This window comes from uncultured Capnocytophaga sp., from assembly GCF_938029845.1.
GTDB lineage: Bacteria > Bacteroidota > Bacteroidia > Flavobacteriales > Flavobacteriaceae > Capnocytophaga.
Map to the genome: position 1 here is coordinate 25,831 of NZ_CALHGG010000027.1, position 19,861 is coordinate 45,691.

14 protein-coding genes and 1 pseudogene are annotated in these 19,861 nt (G+C 39.5%); 6 read left to right on the forward strand and 9 right to left on the reverse strand.

The genetic code is table 11. The features are described 5' to 3' along the window. Nucleotides 1–176 precede the first annotated feature (176 nt). The gene (gene htpG / locus Q0625_RS02030) at nt 177–2,066 is read left to right on the forward strand and encodes a molecular chaperone HtpG (RefSeq protein ID WP_298823229.1); all 1,890 of its coding nucleotides are present in this window, start codon (nt 177–179) and stop codon (nt 2,064–2,066) included. Between the two features lie 123 nt (nt 2,067–2,189). Here the strand turns inward: htpG and Q0625_RS02035 are convergent. The 3 genes and pseudogenes from Q0625_RS02035 to Q0625_RS02050 all read right to left on the reverse strand — a co-directional run bounded on the left by Q0625_RS02035 (nt 2,190) and on the right by Q0625_RS02050 (nt 8,785). Continuing rightward, nucleotides 2,190–5,885 (reverse strand): annotated as a pseudogene (locus Q0625_RS02035) (reprolysin-like metallopeptidase). Between the two features lie 237 nt (nt 5,886–6,122). Beyond that, nucleotides 6,123–7,841, reverse strand: coding sequence for a M23 family metallopeptidase (locus Q0625_RS02045; protein WP_298823232.1), 1,719 nt, complete (start codon nt 7,839–7,841; stop codon nt 6,123–6,125). 5 nt (nt 7,842–7,846) lie between these two features. Next, entirely contained in the window at nt 7,847–8,785 is a 939-nt protein-coding gene (locus tag Q0625_RS02050; protein WP_298823233.1) for a hypothetical protein, read from the reverse strand. A 143-nt stretch (nt 8,786–8,928) separates the two neighbouring features. On the opposite strand from Q0625_RS02050, the gene Q0625_RS02055 reads away from it, so the two are divergent. From Q0625_RS02055 to Q0625_RS02075, 5 genes are read left to right on the forward strand one after another with little or no spacing between them, the layout of a single operon-like run. After that, nucleotides 8,929–9,390, forward strand: coding sequence for a FixH family protein (locus tag Q0625_RS02055; RefSeq protein WP_298823234.1), 462 nt, complete (start codon nt 8,929–8,931; stop codon nt 9,388–9,390). Then, nucleotides 9,391–10,089: a sulfite exporter TauE/SafE family protein gene (locus Q0625_RS02060; RefSeq protein WP_298823235.1), complete on the forward strand. Its 699-nt coding sequence runs from the start codon at nt 9,391–9,393 to the stop codon at nt 10,087–10,089. Nucleotides 10,090–10,101: 12 nt separating this feature from the next. Beyond that, a complete protein-coding gene (locus Q0625_RS02065; RefSeq protein ID WP_298823236.1) occupies nt 10,102–11,727 on the forward strand; it encodes a C45 family autoproteolytic acyltransferase/hydolase in 1,626 nt (541 codons plus the stop codon). Between the two features lie 43 nt (nt 11,728–11,770). Further along, on the forward strand, nt 11,771–13,738 hold the full coding sequence (locus Q0625_RS02070) for a hypothetical protein (RefSeq protein ID WP_298823237.1): 1,968 nt from the start codon (nt 11,771–11,773) through the stop codon (nt 13,736–13,738). A gap of 2 nt (nt 13,739–13,740) precedes the next feature. Beyond that, nucleotides 13,741–14,232 carry a hypothetical protein gene (locus tag Q0625_RS02075; RefSeq protein ID WP_298823238.1) on the forward strand — a complete coding sequence of 164 codons (492 nt, stop codon included), beginning with the start codon at nt 13,741–13,743 and terminating at the stop codon, nt 14,230–14,232. A gap of 216 nt (nt 14,233–14,448) precedes the next feature. Here Q0625_RS02075 and Q0625_RS02080 read toward each other — a convergent pair whose 3' ends face one another. From Q0625_RS02080 to Q0625_RS02105, 6 genes are all read right to left on the reverse strand, one after another. Next, nucleotides 14,449–15,519, reverse strand: coding sequence for a hypothetical protein (locus tag Q0625_RS02080; RefSeq protein ID WP_298823239.1), 1,071 nt, complete (start codon nt 15,517–15,519; stop codon nt 14,449–14,451). 208 nt (nt 15,520–15,727) lie between these two features. Then, nucleotides 15,728–16,507 carry a hypothetical protein gene (locus Q0625_RS02085; protein ID WP_298823240.1) on the reverse strand — a complete coding sequence of 260 codons (780 nt, stop codon included), beginning with the start codon at nt 16,505–16,507 and terminating at the stop codon, nt 15,728–15,730. Between the two features lie 5 nt (nt 16,508–16,512). Further along, the gene (locus Q0625_RS02090) at nt 16,513–17,832 is read right to left on the reverse strand and encodes a sodium:proton antiporter (RefSeq protein ID WP_298823241.1); all 1,320 of its coding nucleotides are present in this window, start codon (nt 17,830–17,832) and stop codon (nt 16,513–16,515) included. Nucleotides 17,833–17,895: 63 nt separating this feature from the next. Beyond that, on the reverse strand, nt 17,896–18,297 hold the full coding sequence (locus Q0625_RS02095; protein ID WP_298823242.1) for a hypothetical protein: 402 nt from the start codon (nt 18,295–18,297) through the stop codon (nt 17,896–17,898). Between the two features lie 180 nt (nt 18,298–18,477). Beyond that, the gene (locus tag Q0625_RS02100) at nt 18,478–19,032 is read right to left on the reverse strand and encodes a hypothetical protein (RefSeq protein WP_298823243.1); all 555 of its coding nucleotides are present in this window, start codon (nt 19,030–19,032) and stop codon (nt 18,478–18,480) included. Nucleotides 19,033–19,104: 72 nt separating this feature from the next. Continuing rightward, nucleotides 19,105–19,641: a hypothetical protein gene (locus Q0625_RS02105; protein ID WP_298823244.1), complete on the reverse strand. Its 537-nt coding sequence runs from the start codon at nt 19,639–19,641 to the stop codon at nt 19,105–19,107. Nucleotides 19,642–19,861: the final 220 nt, after the last annotated feature.

Genomic DNA, 19,861 nt, shown 5'->3' on the forward strand with positions numbered 1-19,861 from the left:
ATTTATTACATATTGCAAAGTTACGATTTTTTAAGTAAAAAATAAATAGTAAATAGTGAAAAAAATTATTAACCCAAAATTCAAAACTTAAAATCCAAAACTATTCCTGCCATTTTGTCAGCCTCATGAGTACGGCATTATCTTTGCTAAGAAGGAAAGAAAAAAAACGAACATCTATGAAAGGACAAATAAATGTTTCTGTGGAAAATATCTTTCCACTTATCAAAAAATTTCTATATAGTGACCATGAGATTTTCCTCCGTGAGCTGATCTCCAACGCCACCGATGCCACTCTTAAGCTCAAACACCTCTGCCAAATTGGTGAAGCTAAAGTACCTTATGGCAATCCCCTTATTGAGGTAAAGGTGGATAAGGAAGGGAAAAAGATACATATCATAGACCAAGGTATTGGAATGACCGAGGAAGAGGTCGAAAAATATATCAACCAAATCGCTTTCTCTGGAGCAGAAGAGTTCCTTAACAAATACAAAGACTCTGCCAAAGATACAGGGATCATTGGGCATTTTGGTTTAGGTTTCTATTCGGCTTTTATGGTAGCTGATAAGGTAGAAATCTTGACCCGCTCTTACCAAGAAGGAGCGCAAGCCGTACGTTGGGAGTGCGATGGTTCTCCAGCTTACAGTATAGAACCTATCCAGAAAGAAGGACATGGTACCGAAATCATCCTGCATATAGCTGAAGACTCCACTGAGTTCTTGGAAGAGAGCAAAATACGCCAACTTCTTATAAAATATAACAAGTTCATGCCTATTCCTATCAAGCTAGGCATGCGCAAGGAAGCCCTCCCCCGCCCTGAAAACGCTCCTGAGGACTACAAAACAGAATATAAGGAGGTAGATAATATCATCAACAACCCTAATCCCGCTTGGACTAAACAGCCTTCAGAGCTTACCGATGAGGATTACAAGGCCTTCTACCATGAACTCTACCCTACGCAGTACGAAGATCCTATGTTCAGCATCCATCTGAATGTAGATTATCCTTTCCACCTTACAGGGATACTCTATTTCCCTAAGCTAAGCAATGACATGCAGTTGCAAAAGGATAGAATCCAACTTTATCAAAACCAAGTCTTTGTAACTGACAATGTGGAAGGTATTGTCCCTGAGTTCTTGACCCTCTTACGTGGGGTGATAGACTCCCCTGATATTCCACTAAATGTATCTCGTTCCTACCTCCAATCCGATGGAAATGTAAAGAAAATCTCTAGCTATGTAACTCGTAAGGTAGCCGATAAACTGCAATCTCTTTTCAAGGAAAATCGCGAAGATTTCGAAAAGAAATGGAACGATATCAAAATCGTGATAGAATATGGTATGCTCTCCGAAGAAAAATTCTTTGAGAAGGCTCAGAAATTTGCGCTATACCCTACTGTAAATGACAAATACTATACCTTCGAAGAGCTTTTAGAAAAGATAAAACCATTACAAACCAATAAGGACGAGCAAACTATCATCCTCTATGCCAACAACAAGGAAGCCCAACACAGCTACATCGCGGAAGCAGAGGCTAAAGGTTATGAGGTACTCCTCTTGGACTCTCCACTGGTATCTCACCTAATTCAGAAATTGGAGACTACTCAAGAGAAAATCTCCTTCGCCCGTGTAGATGCAGATTCCATAGAGAACCTCATCAAGAAAGAGGATACACAAATCTCCAAACTTTCTGAGGAGGAAACCGAAAAGCTCAAGGACTTTGTAACCACTGCTATAGAGAATACCGCCTATACGGTACAACCAGAAGCCTTGGATAGCGAAGCAACTCCTTTCCGTATCACCCAACCCGAATTCATACGTCGTATGAAAGAGATGCAAGTCGTAGGCGGGGGTATGGGCTTCGGAGGCTTCCCAGAGATGTACAATTTGGTAGTGAATACCAATAGCCCCTTAGCCAGTCAAATCCTCTCCACTACTGATGAGGCTGCTCGTAAGGCACTTATCAGTCAATCCTTTGACTTAGCGCGCCTATCTCAAGGTTTGCTCAAGGGAGAAGCACTAACCGCCTTTGTTAAGCGTAGCTTTAACTTAATGACAAGTGACAAATAATAAAGATCAATAACAAGTGATTAATGACCAATGACGAATAAACTATTTGTCATTGGTCATTATCTTTAGGTGCTTACGCAACTGTCCATCCTATGGTTAGTTTTACTTTTTACCTTTTCTCCTTTACCTTAAATAGAGGAATCCTTTTTTTGTTTCCTGCCTTCCACTATGGGTATAGGAAAGTATATAGAAATAAGTACCTGAAGAAAGACGCTGTCCGCTAGCAACGACCCCTTTTACATTAGCATAACCTGTAAATAGATCTCCTTGGTCTTGGTAATGAGTACTTTTATATACAATAAGTCCCATTTCATTGAAGATCACCACCTCAATAGGCGTATTAGGGTCTGTATTCTCTACTCTAAAGTAGTTTTCAGTAGATACACCATTATATACCTCTATCTGTTTGATTTCTTCTACTCTATCAGGAATAGGTTGTGGATCAAGGCTAGGCACTGGCTTAGGTTTGGGTTCCGGAGTCGGTGCTGGCTCAGGTTTGGGTTCCGGAGTAGGCACTGGCTCAGGTTTGGGTTCCGGAGTTGGTGCTGGTTTAGGATCAGGTTCCGGAGTTGGCGCTGGATCGGGTTTGGGTTTAGGGACTAGAGTGATGGTCTGGGTATGGGTTGTCTTGTTACCACAGGCATCAGTGGCTATCCATTGGTATAACACTTTGGTAGGAGTGCCTGCTACTTCTGTTTTTTGGAACACAACGGTTGCCTCGCCACAATCATCGGTTGCGGTAAGGGTTTGCTCATCAGGCAGAGGGCTGCCTTCCTCTATACTCCTATCTTGTGGAAGCGTACCTACAAAGACAGGAGGAGTATTATCCACCACCTTTATCAATTGCGTATAGTGTATGGCTACACCACAACGATCTGTTGCCGTATATATACGCATAATAGCATAGGAGTGAGGGCAAGAACCAGGTTGTTTTATATCCTCATAAGTGAGGGTTATAGGAGGGCATCCCCCTTCAGTAGGCAATATTATTGCTTCGGGAAGTGTCTCCGTACAAGATAATTCTATATCCTTGGGAAGGTTTGCTGTCAAAAAACTAAGAGGTGCTCTGGGGGTAATGGTAATAACCTGTGTATGAGTGGTTCTATTATTACAATTATCCTCAGCCACCCATTGGTAAATCACCTTAGCGAGCCTTCCTCCTTTAAGTTGTTGTTGCTGATAAGTAGTTACTCTTACCCCTTGACAATTATCGGTAGCCGTAAGGTTCGCCTGTAGTGGTATAGGTGTTCCCTCCTCTATGGTTAAGTCTTTAGGCAAAGGTTCCACAAAGACTGGAGGCTGTTCGTCCTTAATCATAATTATCTGTTCAAAAGTAAGATCGGCCTGGCACTCATCTGTAAAGATATAAGTTCGCTTGATAGCATAACAAGCCTCAGTTGTTGCTACTGGCTGCTGTTGCATAGTTTCAGTAATGACTCCACACCCCCCTTGTAGGGCTAGAGTGGCAGGAGCAGGAACAGCCTCCCTACAAGAAACCGTAAGCTGCTGTGAAGGGAGTGAACCACTCACAAAGGCCAAAGGTTCTGTCTTAGGCTTGGGTTGGGGCTTGGGCGCAGGTGTTTCTCCCCCTTCAGGCTTAGAAGTAGGGAAACTTATCTTGTTCTCCCCAATGAGTATCAATTGGGTATGAGTGATATAGTTACCACAACTATCCTCCGCCCTGAAAGTACGTTCTATCGCTGTATTGGGCGCATAGCCAGTCGTATTGCGGTGATCTTGGTAGCTTACCACAGGGGTTGTACAGCCGCCTGTGGCAGTAGGTAACTGCACCGCAGGAACATCTGTCTCTGTTCCTACTGAAACATCCTTAGGCAAGGAAGCTGCGACAAATTGTAGGGGGGCTGGCGACTGATTGTCTTTCTCTAGGATAAACCCTCCGTCCTTATAAGGAGATTTTGTAGAAAGGGCATAAGCTAAACCATCGATTACTTCTACCTTGATGACTCCCTGCCCTTTGGGATTACCAAAATACCCATGAGTGGTACCAATGGATACATTGGGAAGCGTTATCTCACAACTACCATTATTGGGGGCTTCCCCTACAAGGACATACTTATAGGTCTTCCCTGAATCATCAGAGAGGAGAATACGCACTTTGCTCTCTGGAAAAAAAATATCTGTATCCACCTGCCAATGAAGCGTAAGGCGATCGCCTGCATGATACACCTTATTGGGCTTGTACTTGGCTCCATTATCAAACCCTTGTATCTCAAAGGGTTTCCCTTTTACTATCTTGACTTTGGTTTCCACTACATCATATTGGGGAACATGATGAGGATTGTCCTTATTATGGTCAGCCACACCCAACCAAAAAGTAAATGTACCAGGATGATAGGAGACTGTACCCTTGGCCACGGCAAAGGTATTACGTTCCACCTCCAACCATTCCTCTTGGAAACGGATATGATTGTTTGCTGAGCCTTTATAAGTGAGAAACTGCGCATTGGATCGGGAAGAATGAAAGCGCCTATCAGCAGGATGTGCCATATAGGTAAGCGCATCCCCTTCGGGATCAGTAGCTGTGAGGTAGAACTGGAAGTAGGTGTCTTGAGGTATTACATATTCCTGCTTAAGGCGTGCCCGCTCCAAGGAAGGTGGCCTATTTTGTGTCTTAACCCCGTATACTAGGTTACTTCCGGTACCCTCTACCCTCTTTCCCTTTTCTTGGGTATAGGCTTTATCGGCATAGTACGCCATGGAATTGCCTAAGAAAGCACGAATAATCTGAACACTAATGAGAGAGAAGAAATCGCGGGGGTACTCATGGCCATAGCTCATGATAGACTGTCCACTATCGGTTTCTGTCTTTTCAGAATATTGTCCTCCGTTGGAGAAAGTATGGTCGGCACCAAACATGTGTCCTATCTCATGTGCTATGGTAGAGGGGCCAACGGGACGAGCGGCAGCGCACGCTTTCTGGTGCTCCTGATAGGCTGCATATACCGCTGCTAAACCATTGTAACGCTCCCTAAAGTTGGTTAGAATAACCGCCAAATCATATTTCTTAGGGTCGTATTTTTTGTTAAAGACAATAGTACCATTATTAACCACTTCATTTCCTCCCTGTATATTAGGGAAAAGTGCTTCTTCTGGGGAAGTAAAGATCAGTTGATCATCATCTATCAGTTCAAAATGAACCCCTATATCGTTGCCATAGAGTTCATTAAGAAAAGTCTCAGTAGCATACCAAAAAGCCCTTATCTTAGCCTTATCCCTATTGAAAGGTTTCTTCATAACGTAATAGCTATAATCCACAGGCATAGCCAAACGATACTCACGCCATACTCCATCGGTATGAATTAAGCTATTGGGGTAAAGCAAGTTATATGGCTTGGGCTGGGTGATAGGAGGGTCATTTTTGTCCTCATCACTTTCGGGAAACATATTACGAAAACCCACGCCACGGTTGGCTTTAGGAGCATTTTTCTTCTGAATAGTTGTTGCCCCACAACGTGTTTTCCGCTCTTGGGTGAGTTCTAGAACTCCTTTATCAGAAACGGTCAATACATAGTCCTTCCCTCCGTAGAGGATTTCCCCAAAGAGCGTTTGCTCACTAAGGGAAAGGGTACCTACAAAGGTCTCCTAATAGTAGCCTACAAAGGAACGATACCCTTTGTTGTTGAATTTCCCTTGGCGTTCTTGCCAATGGATAGGAAGCGCCTCCTTTGTATGAGGAAGTGTAAGAGACCATACTACGGAAGAGGGGGCAAAGTGTGCATATATCGCTTGCAGATTGTCCTGTGCCTGAGCTATTTGTATTCCTATCAGTAGAAATAAACAGCGTAAGATTGCTTTCATCTCAAAAGAAGATTATCAAGACGCTAATTTACGATTTTTCCCTAAACAAACCTAATAACTTCTAATTTTTTATTTTTAATTTACATCAAAAGCAAAAACTCAAAGCATTTTATTAACGTAAGTTCGAGATAACAAAAAACTATCCTCAGATTTTTACAGTTTTTTATAAGACATAGACACGAACTACCAAACAAACACCAGCAAATAGAAATTAGTCACTTGTCATTAGTCACTAAATTATGGTTTATATACCAAAGGAATGGTAAGTACACTTTCGTTGCCCACTTTGTCGGAAACGGTAAGTTCAAAGGTATAGTCCTCGTCGGAGGTGAAATAGCGGTCGGCTAGGGTGAATGTGAGTGTCTTATCCTTATGCTCGTACTCCATAAGTACCCATTTGCCATTGATTGTAGCGGAGAATTTGCCTATACCACTGAAATCATCAGTAACGTTCACCTTGAGTTTGTCGAGCTTAGCAATATTATTCTTTACCTTAGAAAAGTTTAGTGGCTTTATCACAGGTGCTTTTGTATCAGTTGCCAACACAAAACGCCCTAAAGTCTTCACCTTTGCCGAAACAATATTGTCCTTATGATAGGTGTATTGGTAATATTTCTTAGAATTTTTACCCTTTACAGAGGCAACACACACATAAGGGAGTTGTGCTTCGGTATATTTGGAAGCGTCAAATACGACATTGTATTGATTTTTGAGAGGTTGGGTAGGAGCCACAACCGAAAGAGTATCCCCTTTTTGTTTTACCTCAATAAAAGTATCTTGGAAAAAGGTATCTTCGGGGATATATACGGTCATATTTTCCGTTTTATACATATTATCACGCTTGGCAACAAGAGGTGTACCTTTGCTTTCAGGTCTTAATCCTGTGATAGGTTCTTTTTTACCGTCTATGGTAAGGTTGAGAGTGGTGATATTCTTATTGAAGTCCTCTATCTTAACCTCTACAAGGTAAGTCATACCGTCCTCCACTTGGATAATTCCATCACTTTCCTGTGGAGTTGTGTAGATAGAGAGCTTATTTTGAGGTTCTCTATATAAGCGCTGTACCCTCGTTCCTGTTTTCACATAAAGAGGGAAGTCAATAAGCGTATTCAGATAAGGATCTTCACCCTTAACAAGTTCATCAAAGGTATAAGAGAGTTTCTCACTGCCATTGACCCATAGGGAGATCTTATACACCCCATAGGAGTTGCGCGTGCCCGTCATCTTGTCCAAGGTATATACGCCCAAGCCTATACGCCCTTGGGCAGTAATCTTGGAAGTGAGGTATTCATCCGTATTCTTATCCTTGCCCAAGAGTACATTGCGCTCCTCCTGTATACCCTCAATAGCGGACTCCTCCCCTATGGGGTAGGCCACGAGCTTATATACCAAGGGAGCTATATCGTCCTCGGAGGGATAACCAAAGAGCAAAGGGTTATAGGCATTGGTGGTTTGTGTATCACGTATTTCATAGTGCAGGTGAGGGCCTGCGCTGCCGCCAGTATTCCCACTAAGGGCTACCCAATCCCCTTTTTTGACAGGAAAATCAGTAGGCTTGAACTCTATTTCCACATCGTATTTTTCCAACAGATATTGGCGTTCCTTGACAAATTTCTCTATCTCAGGGGCAAACTTCTGCAAGTGTGCATATACAGTGGTATAGCCATTGGGGTGGTCTATATACATCACCTTGCCATAGCCATAGGTACTCACCTTAATACAAGAAACAAAGCCCTCTGCAGCAGCATATACCTTGAGCCCTTCCTTACCATCGGTTTTGATATCTAAGCCTCCATGAAAGTGGTTGGGGCGCAATTCGCAGAAATTCCCTGCATAAGAAAGCGGAATATCCAAGGGTGAACCAAAATAATCCTTGGGGAATTCCCTTTGTGGGGCTGCCTTCTGCTGGGCATACAATAGAGAAAAAGAAAAAAATGCAATAAGAAAACGCAACATAGTCGTTAGTTGTTAGTTGTCAATTGTTTAAGAGAGTCTATATATTTTTCAAGAGTTTTACTATTATAGAAGTCTATACACTTCATGATAATAAGATAGGTTTTTGCTGTATCTCCTTCTAAGGGTTTAGCTTTATATGGTTTTTGATGCCACTTCTCTACAAGCCCAGTCAGTGCTGGAATTTCTTTTGTAAGACTACTATCCAAAGCACTACTATAAGCGGCTATGCTATTATCAAAAGCCAAATGATATTGGTCAGGTGCTTGCTGGCTGATTTGTTCTGCTTCATACTCCATGCAATCACAAAAGGCTATATTTTTAAGCAGCAACCATTTGTCTTCTACTGTTTTATGTTTTTTCTGTAAGAGAGGTTTCTTGTAATAAGGAGCAGGCGCTGTTTTTGTATCAGGAGCTATATACTGCTGATTGTCTGCATATCGCTCTTTTAGCTCTTTGCTGGCCGAATCCAAATACTCCTTTAGTCCCTCACTATTGTAGAAATCCAAGCACTTCATATAAGTAGGATATGCTTTTTGTGGCGCATTTCTTTGATACATATTGTAATAAGGCTTGTCTAACCATTGGCTTACGAGCCTATCGAGGGTAGGATTTGCAACAATCCACTCCAAATCTAAATTACTACACTGTACATATCCTCCTAAAGTGCCATCTGGTATCCATGTATAGGCATGAGGGTTTTGCTTTCCTATACGTGTGTGTTCTTGTCCTAAGCACTTGCAGAAAGCCACATTTTTAAGCATCAGGATATCATCCTCTAAGGTTTTGTAAGGTTTCATAGTAAGCACCTCCTGTTGTTCATCTGTATTTTTAGGCTGAGTAAAACTCTCTTGAGGAGGCGTTTTTTGAATCCTCTGCTCATTATTCTTTCTATTAGAACAACTCAACAAGCCTATAAAGAATAATATAAACAAACTGTGTTTCATACATTGTAACTCATAGTTCAAATTTTTGGGCAAAGGTACTAAATATTTCTCAGAACCGATAAAATCACTATCAAAAAAATCTATATAATTATGAGCTACAATTCCTTTTTTTGTAGTAAATTTGCTCACAAAAAAAGACACCTATGAAATTTACTTGGGGTACAGGCATTCTTCTTGCTATCTTGGCCTTTGCAGGCTTTATTACATACTTCTTTGTCATTACTTTAGTGGATAAAAAGTATGATCATGAGCTAGTTACCGAGAACTATTACGCTCAAGAGTTAGATTTTCAAAAAAATATAGATGCCGAAAAACAGACCTTAGAGGCGCATATGCAAGTGGATATGGCTTATACGCCAGGCGCCAAAGAGGGTATTCGCCTTGATTTCCCTACTGCCGTAATAGGTAAAGAGGTGATTGGTGTGATCTTCTGCTATCGCCCATCGGATAGCAAATTGGACTTCACCCTACCTATCACCGCCCTTGATGGTTGTTCGCTAATGATTCCCGACAACCTACTCAAGGAAGGACGTTGGAATATTCGTGTGGAATACGGCTTTGAGGGAAAGAATTACTTAAGCTTGTTTGACAAAGTCAATTATTAGATGTTCATCCTTGCTTTCTCTTTGGGACTCATTGGCAGTCTGCACTGTGTAGGCATGTGTGGTCCTATTGCCCTTTTACTGCCCTTACAAAGACAGCGAAAGGTCTTCCGCTGGATACAGTTAGGGGCTTATTTCTTGGGAAAAACCCTCGCCTATACCCTTATAGGACTGCTCTTTGGCATAGTGGGAGAAGGGCTTTTTATAGCTGAATACCAACAAGAATTTTCTATCTTGGCAGGTCTTGTCATGATAGGTATGGGACTTTTTTCGCTCTTACATATTTCACTAAAGGGCATACAGAATCCCTTACTCAAAGGCTTTGCCTTGCTGAAAAATGCCTTAGGGCGACAACTAACAAAAAAGACCCTATCAAGTTCGCTCTTCATAGGTTTTCTCAATGGGTTTCTACCTTGTGGATTGGTATATACGGCACTATTTGGCGCCTTGGCTATGGGAAACTTGAGGGATAGTATGGGCTATATGACTGCCTTTGGGCTAGGTACCATTCCGCTGATGTTACTGCTAGTCGTCTTAGGAGATTTCCTGCCTGTGGGCTTGCGTCGCCAGCTGAACCAGTGGCTCCCCATGGTAGTCATTGTCGTTGGAATACTCTTTGTACTACGTGGCTTGGGGCTAGGAATTCCTTACCTCTCCCCTGCCGATACCCACTTATTACTGCACCCCAAGGGGGATTGTTAAGCTCAAAACACTATGAAACCTCATTACCTCCTACTCCTACTGCTGAGCTCATGCGGACTACTTCACAAAAGCATCACTCCTCCCGATGTTTCCTCCTATCCCGCACAAATACCCGTGGTAGAGAACATTAAGGATTCTTTATACTACTTTGAGGATAACTACCTTATTAGAAACCAACAAGGTATATGGGAACTATACCTTTCGGGCAACCCTCTGCAACTGGGGCTCAACTCAGGGGCACTCACCCAAAGACTTTATTACAGACAAGACAGCTTGTTATTCAGCAAACTAAAAGATTTTGTCCCCTCCGAGCGGAAACAACACTTTCTCTACAAATTTCTCAAATGGTTCAATCGGGATATTGATAAGTATATACTCCCTAGCTATAGAGCAGAACTTTACGGACAATCCCGCTATTCGGATAGCCTTTTTGATTACATTGCCCCCAAGTACGAACGCAGTCTGTACCTGCATTCGGCACACGATATAGGTCATGCCCTACAAGACTTGATGTTGGTAGGCTGTTCCTCCTTGGCCGCTTGGGGCTCACACACTCAAGGGGAGCAACTCCTTATCGGACGTAATTTTGACTTTTACCTCTCCGACGATTTCGCTACTGAAAAGCTCGTCCGTTTTGTTCGGCCTACCGAGGGTTATCCTTTTATGTCCTATGCGTGGGGAGGTATGATCGGAGTCATGTCGGGTATGAATACCGAAGGACTTACAGTAACGATCAATGCAGGTAAGTCGAATATACCACTGAAGGCACGTACACCTATTTCGCTCCTATGTAGAGAAATATTACAATTCGCCTCCACCACAAAGAAAGCTATTACTATTGCCAAAAAACGAAAAGTATTTGTCTCCGAGGCGATTATGGTAGGTAGTGCCAAAGAAAGAAAAGCGGTTATTATAGAAGTCTCTCCCAAGAAATTCGGCGTATATGAAGTAACTAATGGGCTGCTACTCTGTACCAATCACTTCCAAAGTACCCCCTATGCCAAGGACAAAAAGAACCGCAAACAAATCCAACAAACCCATACCGCCTATCGCTATAAAAAGCTCCAAGAACTTACCCAAGGTAAGAGACTTACCCCTACCCATATAGCCGCAATCTTGCGTAATACTGACGGACTAAAGGGCAAAGCTATTGGCTATGGGAATGAAAAGGCACTCAATCAACTCTTGGCCTATCATAGTGTGATCTTCTCACCCGAGGAGCGTATCGCTTGGGTATCCACCGCTCCCTATCAGCTGGGGGAATACATAGCCTATGACCTCAAGGAGATTTTCAAAGGAGAAACATTTGCTCCTCATACAGTATATCCACAGACCCAGCGGAATATCCCTGCTGATCCTTTTGTGCAAACCCAAGCCTATAAGAATTATGAGCAATACCGACAGCTAGAACAGCAACTCACTGAACAACTGCGAGAGAAAGCACCTGTACAACCCACTGATTATCTTTTTCTTACGAGCCTAAACCCTGATTATTGGAAAGCTTATTACCTATTGGGGGAAGCCTATTGGGCAAATGGGCAGTACAAAGAGGCTAAAGAACAATATAAAATAGCACTCACCAAGGAGATTCCTTATACTGTAGAGCGGGAACAAATAGAAAAAAAGCTTAAGGATTAGTCTTAAATATATAGTTAATTAAATTATAAAATTTATTCTTGTATTGAAAAAAAATATAATTTTGCTCCCAAATAAATTCTACTCTTATGAAAAAACAAAAGTAAATTTTTGGATTATAGTTGCTCTATTATCCATTATAGCTTGTAACAAGCATGAAAATTTAGATGAGGAAAATACATCTAATCAATCTGAAACTATCCTTTCCATGTATGAAGAAAGAGGTGAAGAGTTAATCTTAGGAGCCAAATTAAAAAATCCATATTCTTTTGAGAATATGAAAAGAACACTAAGTATTATAGCTCAATCTAAGAACAAAACTACCCTTTCAAAAATACGAACTCTTGATGGAAAGAGTATCTTAGAAAATATAGATAATCTTACTCCCACTCATTATTATGTGGTGTTTTTGCCGGAGAATGATGATCATTTAGATATTTTAAATGAAATCATCTCCAGTAGGAAATTTGTATGTCGTGAGTTCCCTATGGACTATGAAATAAAACAATATGGAAATATCTATATAGATAAAAGGACAAAAAATCCTGACTACCCTGTTCTTTATGCGTCTATTCCTGCATCAGAGCCTATGCCTAATGTTCCTTATGAGAAGTTAGAAGATCTTTTTCTCATAGAAGAGGATGATCTTGATGAAACCATAGAAATAGTATCTAATTATCTTGTTACTGATGAAGGAATAGAGAAGTTCCCAATGATAGACATAAGACATATTCAGGCTTCAGATAAACATAGTATACAAGCAGAAAGTATAAGTTTTTCAACAAAAGAACTCTCTACTGATGATGTTTTAAAAAATAGTCAATCTCTATTTGGTATTTTCAATAAACGTTATTACCCTGAAGGTAATGTAAGAGTGCAAAATGCGGAAACAGGAATCTACGAACCTTTACGTAATGCTGAAATAGAGATCTATAATTGGTTTTTTAATGCTTATTGTTATACTGATAATAATGGTTATTTCCGCTGTAGAGAACGTTTCAGACGAGAAATGGGAGTTTATATCACCTTTAGGGGTGCTAATGCTACTATTAGAAGTAGTTGGAATGAACTCTTAGGCATCAGAGTAAGTGATAAAATAGGAAATATTAGAAGGAGTAACAATGGAAGAACCTTTAATATAGATTATAGTGATAAACATATATGGCGTAAGGCTATTGCTCATAATTCCTTACAATACTTTAATGAATATATGGTTGCTCAAGGAATAGGACAAAGAGCTAACAGACTCAATATTTGGGTGTTTGGAGGTGATAAGAACAATGGAATGACTCCTATGCTACAAGTAAATGGATACTCTCCCTATATCTATAGAAATCTTTTCTCAGGTTGGTTTCGTTTTTTAACTCCTCTAACTATTCCTATTGCAAAAACTCTTGCTATTCGTAAAAGTTTACTTCCTGATGTTATCTTTACTTTCAATAATGATGGACAGAAGAAACTAGAAAAACTTGTCTTCCATGAACTAGCTCATTCCATTCATGCTCGACAAACAGGTAGTTATTTTTGGAATTATTTTACCCATAAAACAACTGAGAATATTGTAGATTCAGGTTTTAAAGATCCCTATAGGAATGGTACCTACCCTTACCCTAAAGATGCAATGCTTATTGCCTTATGTGAAGGATGGGGTAATTTTATAGAAAATAAATCCATCTATGATAGATATTCAGACGCTAATTACTCTTGTGAAAATTTTGAGATGTACACTACTCCTACAGAGGAAAAAAACACAAGATTGAAAGGTTGGTTTTTACATGGATTAATGTGGGATTTGACAGACGGGGTAACAGATAGTGTTTTCTTAAAAAAAGGTACTGACCCTAATTTCTTAATCTCTAGAGGGACTGATAATGTACAAATTAGTATAAAAGACCTATTTAATGCTTTGCAGAAAGATGTTTATACAGGTTATGATCTTAAACACTTACTAAAACGAAATCATCCTTCTCAAAGTCAAGATATAGAATTATTGTTTAACGCTTATGGATATTAATTATGAAATTTTTTATTATACCTGTTTTTAGTATATTTTTGACTGGGCTTTGTGGAAATAATCATGATCATAATCATTATGAATCAAAAGACTTTAGATTTATTCCTCAAAAAGAAACCTATCATGTAGGAGACACTATTCAAATTGATTTTTCCCTTCCTGTTAAAACTTTTGATAACATTTTCTTAGTAAATGAATTAGGACATATACCCCCACTATTAAAAACATATATATACGTAAATAGCCCTTGTAAAGAAAGTACCACTCTTTTAGAAAATGACAGAAAAAAAGATGCTATTGAAGTCATTCTTGAATATAATGAAATAAGAAAAATTTATTTGCTTAAAAATAAAATTTCGTTCATCGTAAATCAACCTAATGATAAATATTTTTTTAAATATTGTGCTCCTATGAATCGTTTCATTGAATTAAATTCATCTAATTATATGGTAATTAATGTTCCTAATACTACCTTTAAAGTAATTGAAAGGTAATAGTTTTGCAAACTATGTAACTTGATATTCAATAACTTTTCAAAAATAGAGTTGTTACAAGGTTCTATAATACAAATCAATAGTTAAAATACTATTTGCTAACTTTTTAAGAAACAATAAATTGCGTCTCTATCCCAAGACTATTCCTTGTTTAGTATAGTCTTCCATAAAGACGCAATTTATTGATTTTCAAATTCAGTCACTAAAGAAAGTCTCCTAGAGATTTTTTTCTAAAAATCCCCAGAATTCTTCAAAAGGAACTTCACCAAAGTCTTTGGTAGAGAGTTGAAGTTCTTTTTTCCCATCTTGGTAAGTGATCATTCCTAAACGATGCAGTAAGACCTTGTCTCCCTCTACCTGAAAGGTAATATAATAGTCTTTGTTATTATCACTGTCCTCTTCTGAATACTTGACGTGTTGTTCTATGGTGAAGTATTTCCCTTTGGTTACTAGATTAAACTGGCTGTTATACATAAGTGTATAGGGGTAATAACAGTGCTCATAAAGCAACTGGTAGCTATCCTTCCCATCACTTAGAAGCAGAGCGAACAATGTAGTACTTACTTCGCTGTCTTTGGGGGTGAAGATATACACATAATCCTGCCTACCATCCCCATTAAGGTCTGCGTCAGCTGATCTGCCCTTGGTTAAGAGATAATGTACCGACTCCATACGCTTAACAAAAAGGGAAGTAACTGTAATTGGCAGTCTATCTTTATAGGGGCTGATAAGCTGTTCCGTCTCTTGATTTATCTTGTCTTGGTACTTTCCCCATGTGTCATTGGAGATTTCTAAGGGTGCCCCCTTAGTCCATTTGCTATCCTTAAGGCTATAGGTAATGATCTCTGCAGGGTCTGTTGTCTCAGCCGTAGCGGACGATTTTAGGTATTTCTTATCTATAACCACAAGGAGGGCATTGAAGTTTTGGGCAATTTGCACAGGCGACATATCCTTGATAGGATTAAAGACCACATCGACCCATTCCTGTTCATAATCACCATACATAGCCGCCTGCACCACCTTGAGATCAAACTGTTCATTCTTAGGATAAAGATACAAATCCACCTTTCCGAAAGGATTCTCCTCTATAGGGCAAGCGTTATGAGTGTAGTAATAGCCACACTTAACAAATTTTGCTCGCTCATCTAAGTTAAAACGTGCACAACTAATGATCTTATAGAGCGCTTGCTCTACTTGATCCGTTAGCGGTACCTCATTAATAGTGGGTGTGTGCTTAGGGCAACCCCACAAAAGAAGTGCTAAAAAAACAAGGAGGATTCTATACATATTATAATTTTATTTTATAAGGTACAACAAATAGAGATATCATAAATATCTACAAATAAAGACGCAATAAACTCACGTCTCTACCTTGTTTACGCAATTTTGCCCCTACACCTGCTCATATCATTTTTTCACAACCCGCTTCCAATTGTCTATAACTTTTCACCCACATACCCAGCTCCAAGTATTCGCTGGCTTTACTTTTCACTCTTCATTTTTCACTTTTCACTGAAAAGTATTCTATCTGTCGTTCAATAATAGTCATAGGTTTACCGTCTTGATATTCAAAGCGTCCAATCCAGTTCCCTTTTTTATCATATTTGTACTCAAAACTCTTCTTCTGAGCAAAATTCTTATTCAACAGCGAGATAATCCTATCACAATCCCCATGGCTATTGTAGCGATATTTAGCCTTATTGAGAATATTCTCCCCCTTATCCACTATATGTTGTTCCTGTTCTAAGAGGCGCCCCTTATGGTCATAGGTAGAATTGAACTTGGCAGAGAAATCATCGCGTAGGAAGTTACTTTCGGTTTCTCTTCCTGCCTGATCATAGACGAAAAAGGCGGAATACTGTAACGTCCCCTCTTGGTCATAAGTCTCCTCTTTAGTTACATTGCCCCTTCCATCACAATTGAACACGGTAATACCTACTTTTTCCCTTTTAGGATCCAAGTGTATTTTGTATTTTTTTACTTTCTGCTTGCTATAAGTGTATTCATAGCGTAGTGTTTCGGCATTGCGCTCATCGAAGAATATTTCCTTGACAAGATTACCCTGTGCATCAAAGGTCTTTTCTATGTTCATCTCGGCGATAAGCGGCCCCTTTTGAGCTACTGTGCCATTTTCCTTGACATGGTAACCCCTGATACGAAGTGTTTTCACGCCCTTGTGCAGATATTCACGCTCCCAATCTGTCCTTTCTTGAGCATAGGAGAGACAGACGAAGGCGAAGAGGTTAAGTATATGTAACCAATTGCGTGTATTCATCTCATTTACAAATCGTTTTGAGTATTTAACTTGCGCTGATGTGCCGCTTTTATACGCTTAAGGCGAATCATCACCTCGTCTCGGTGCAAGGCATCTTTGGCAACCTTACCCACGGTAAGTCCCTGTACTAAAATGGAGAAAAGCACCACGATATAAGTAATTTGTAAGAGGGTTTCCTTCATTGTCCCTTGATCTTGAGGAATAGAAAGTACCAAGGCGATAGAAACGCCTCCTCGTACCCCTCCCCATACCATGGTAATAAGGGAACCTCGTGAATAAGAACTCACCTTGCGCAGAATCGTCTGGGCTGGAATATAGATAGCCAAGGCACGCCCCAAAAGACATACCGCAATGGCAATACCCCCCAAGAGGAACTGCTTGTCTAAATTATCTATCAAAAGCATCTCAAACCCGATAAAAAGGAAGAGAATAGCATTCATGATTTCATCGACAATCGCCCAAAACTTACTCAGGTAATCCCTGTTCTCCTCACTGCTGGCCTTCTTACCTACATTCCCTACAAAAAGTCCCGCAATCACCATAGCCAAAGGTGATGATACATGGGAAGCCTTAGCTATCAAGAAACCGCCCATTACCACCGCAAGGGTTACCAATACGCTCACGTGGTAGTCATCCGCCTTCTTCATCATCTCGGAGGCGATCCAACCCAAGATAGCCCCTAAGAATATCCCTCCCCCTGCTTCCAAGAGAAAGAGCTTAGTGATAGTATTGAACGAAGGTTCGAAAGTAGCATCGGTAGCCAGCTTAAGTACTACGGCAAACATCACTACCGCTACCCCATCATTGAAAAGGGATTCACCTGTGATCTTTGTCTCAATACGCTTAGGCACATTGGCCTGCTTGAGTACGCCCAAAACCACAATGGGATCAGTGGGTGAGATGAGTGTTCCAAAAAGCAAGCAATATACATAAGGAATATCAATGCCAACCCAATGGGCAATATAGTAAAGCAATCCTGAGATGATAAAAGCTGAGAGCACTACACTTACCGTTGCGTAAGTAAGGATCGGAAGTTTGTATTCTTTTAGGTCGGAGACATTGATATGCAAAGCCGCTGCAAAAAGTAAGAAGTTAAGCATGGCACTCATTAGGATTTCTGTGAAGTTAAACCCTTGTAAGAAAGCCTCTAACTTATGCGCGAGATCCGAGAAGACAGCACCCCCGAAAAGGCGTATCCCTACCGACACCATCATGGCAATAACCATAATTCCGATAGTCATAGGGAGCTTTACATATCTAACATTTACATAAGAAAACAAAGCGGCCAATACAATAATCACCGAAAAAGCGTAATATAATTCCATATTATTTTTTATTTGCGCAAAAATACAAAAATAATGATAAATGACAAACGACTAAAGACAATTTTATTCCCTATAATATTCTATTTCGTATCTAGATAATTCTACGGGGGAATCACTTATAATAAGCCTTTCTACAAGATTGTGATATGTATCCTCTTGATAATAGTGTTGCTTTCTATAAGTTTCTCCTTCTTGACTAACATAAACCTCTTCTACAAGATGCTGACACGCATCATAACATTCACGCCAACGAAGTTTCCCATCTCCAAAATTAGACTTACATAATAGATTACCTTCTAAATCATACGCATAATAAGTATGTCCATGAGTGGCACCTTGAGCTAGTATACTATCACTAAGATATTGATCCATTATCTCAAAGAGTTTACCATTGGTATTATATTTATAATATCTTATAGCATTATTATATATAAGTGTTCCTTCTTTATATTGCGTTGCGCTCAATTCATAAATATATTCTTCAATAATTCTCCCTAAATTATCATATTTCTATGTATTCTTTTTTATTTCATCTTTATATCCATTAGTTACATATATTTTTTTATAACTTATTTGTCTACTTTCATTATCATAATTATATATTTCTTTATAGAAATAGTTATTTTTATCAGTAAATAAAATTTTTTATATAATATTACCATATTCGTCATAAGTATATATAGCTTTTTCTCCTTTGAGTAAATCCGAATCACATTTTTCTTCCTCCATTAACCTATTTTTATCATCGTAAATATAATTCGTATAATATATATACTTATATTGGTTATTATATGTTTGAAGAAAATCTCCTTCTTTGAATATTTTTTGCATCAATTTTCCTTTCTCATTATACAAATATTTACTCTCGGATATATAATACAAAGAATCCGTTTGCTCTTTCACTTGCTGATATTCCTTTACTATATTTCCTTTAGAATCAAAGAAGTATTCTATCTCAAAGTAAGGTGTCTCACTCCATCGGGAAAAAATAGAATCCTTTTGAGATAGTTTTTGGAAGATGGGGGTATAACTCCGCTCCTTATAACGCTTTACCTGCCCTTTGAGTGAGGGCTCATTAGGAATTTTTGTGATGACCTCTTCTTGGTGCGATAAGACCTCTTTTTTGTGGGAAGTCGCTATCTGTCGGGAAGCACAACCCAAAAGGGAAAGATAAATCACTATAAAGGCAGCTTTTTTCATAATTGCTTTTTTGGGCAAAGATAATAAAAAAACAAGCTCTAGTTTCAGAAATTATCCAACTTATATAACCTCCTATACAGAAGAGGCAGGTGACGCACTTCTAGACTTAGTCATCTTGCCTAATTTGGCTTGTATCTTTTTCGTTTTTTCTTCAAGTAGCAGTCTTTCAAGCAATTCCTTTTGAGCAAGCCACTCCTCATAAGTTCCTTTGCGATAAGTTCTAGGCTTGGTTTCGTCTTGGGGAGTATCCATATTTCCAGAAGTATCCACTGCTTTAGTAGGAATTATTGCTGGCTTTTGAGGAGTATCCGCTATCTTTTTAGAAGTATCTACTGGTTTTTGAGAGGTCTCCACTGTTTTAGAAGAAGTAATTGTCTCATTCTGAGGTGTAACTATTTCCTCTTGAGGTATTTCTACAAACTCAACTGTAGGTGTCTCTGTCATGGGAGCGGCTTCCATAGGAGGCATTTCCTCCCAATCATCTAAGGAGATAAGCATCTTGATAGCGTTGAGTTGTTCTCGGATAGCAGGATAGACTGTTTTCTCTCCCTGCACTTGAGGGTTGCCATTGGCGATAGCCCAAAGGGCTTGAATGATTTGCTTTTTCATTTGTTTAGAATTATAGTTTAAGAAAGGAAGTAGTAACATTAGAAGGATTCAGCGCTATAACTGGGTTTTTCTATATCCTAAATCCTTAAATCTTTCATATCCCTACCCCCTATTTTTCAAACGCAAAATTACAACATTTTAGTTATAAAATCAACAATTAAAACTAATAAAAAGAAGTTAATTAACATTATATAGTAGTTAACTATTAGTGGTTAGTTGT

Bases quoted from the DNA above. Each gene is read 5' to 3' on its own strand.
- htpG (WP_298823229.1), top strand. From the start codon at position 177: ATGAAAGGACAAATAAATGTTTCTGTGGAAAATATCTTTCCACTTATC.
- Q0625_RS02045 (WP_298823232.1), bottom strand. From the start codon at position 7,841: ATGTTGCGTTTTCTTATTGCATTTTTTTCTTTTTCTCTATTGTATGCC.
- Q0625_RS02050 (WP_298823233.1), bottom strand. From the start codon at position 8,785: ATGAAACACAGTTTGTTTATATTATTCTTTATAGGCTTGTTGAGTTGT.
- Q0625_RS02055 (WP_298823234.1), top strand. From the start codon at position 8,929: ATGAAATTTACTTGGGGTACAGGCATTCTTCTTGCTATCTTGGCCTTT.
- Q0625_RS02060 (WP_298823235.1), top strand. From the start codon at position 9,391: ATGTTCATCCTTGCTTTCTCTTTGGGACTCATTGGCAGTCTGCACTGT.
- Q0625_RS02065 (WP_298823236.1), top strand. From the start codon at position 10,102: ATGAAACCTCATTACCTCCTACTCCTACTGCTGAGCTCATGCGGACTA.
- Q0625_RS02075 (WP_298823238.1), top strand. From the start codon at position 13,741: ATGAAATTTTTTATTATACCTGTTTTTAGTATATTTTTGACTGGGCTT.
- Q0625_RS02080 (WP_298823239.1), bottom strand. From the start codon at position 15,519: ATGTATAGAATCCTCCTTGTTTTTTTAGCACTTCTTTTGTGGGGTTGC.
- Q0625_RS02085 (WP_298823240.1), bottom strand. From the start codon at position 16,507: ATGAATACACGCAATTGGTTACATATACTTAACCTCTTCGCCTTCGTC.
- Q0625_RS02090 (WP_298823241.1), bottom strand. From the start codon at position 17,832: ATGGAATTATATTACGCTTTTTCGGTGATTATTGTATTGGCCGCTTTG.
- Q0625_RS02100 (WP_298823243.1), bottom strand. From the start codon at position 19,032: ATGAAAAAAGCTGCCTTTATAGTGATTTATCTTTCCCTTTTGGGTTGT.
- Q0625_RS02105 (WP_298823244.1), bottom strand. From the start codon at position 19,641: ATGAAAAAGCAAATCATTCAAGCCCTTTGGGCTATCGCCAATGGCAAC.